1 protein-coding gene is annotated in these 959 nt (G+C 36.5%); it reads right to left on the bottom strand.

Going from position 1 to position 959, the window contains the following annotated elements; translation table 11 throughout:
- A partial coding sequence (locus AC1DG9_RS27335) for an ABC-F family ATP-binding cassette domain-containing protein (RefSeq protein WP_477635731.1) occupies positions 1-959 on the bottom strand: 959 nt, incomplete at both ends.

Genomic DNA, 959 nt, shown 5'->3' with positions numbered 1-959 from the left:
CTGCTACATCTTCACTTGAAATATATTCATCGTAGGTCATCATCTTATCAATTGTTCCGTTAGGAGTTAATTCAATGATTCGGGTCGCTACAGATTCAGTTAATGCGTGATCTCGTGAGGTAAACAATGCTGTTCCTTTAAAATCTTTTAAACCATTGTTTAATGCAGTAATAGATTCAAGGTCAAGGTGATTGGTCGGCTCATCAAATAACAATAGATTCGCGTGTCTTAACATCATTTGCGAGAACATACAACGCATTTTTTCACCACCTGATAATACCTTTACATTTTTAAGTACCTCTTCTCCGGAGAAAAGCATTCTGCCAAGGAAACTTCTTACAAACTGTTCATCCTGATCTGTCCCTGAATATTCACGAAGCCAGTCAACCAAATTCTCATCCTTACCTGCAAAATATGGAGTGTTGTCATTTGGAATGTCGGCAACGTTAATGGTTACTCCAAATTTAAACTCACCTGTATAGTTTTTCTCACGTCCGGTTAATACATTGTAGAATGCAGTGGTAGCAAGACTGTTTTGAGAAAGAACAGCGATCTTATCACCTTTATTTACCATGAAGTTGATGTTTCTAAACATCACATCGCCATTTAAAGTGCAAGAAAGATTTTCTACCTGTAAAATCTGATCTCCGGCTTCTCTGCCAAGATTATTAAACAGAATGGCAGGATATTTTCTGCTTGAAGCTTTAATCTCAGAGATATCTATTTTATCTAAAGCTTTTTTACGTGAAGTTGCTTGTTTTGACTTAGATGCATTGGCACTAAAGCGCTGAATAAATTCCTGAAGTTCTTTAACTTTCTCCTCCAGTTTTTTATTCTGATCACTACGTTGTTTTAAAGCAAGTTGACTAGATTCGTACCAGAAAGTGTAGTTACCCGAGTAAATACTCATTTTGCTGAAATCGATATCAACTATGTGCGTACAAACTGCGTCTAAAAAG

The organism is Pedobacter sp. 05L430 (assembly GCF_056397585.1).
This window is presented reverse-complemented; position numbering and strand designations above follow the sequence as displayed.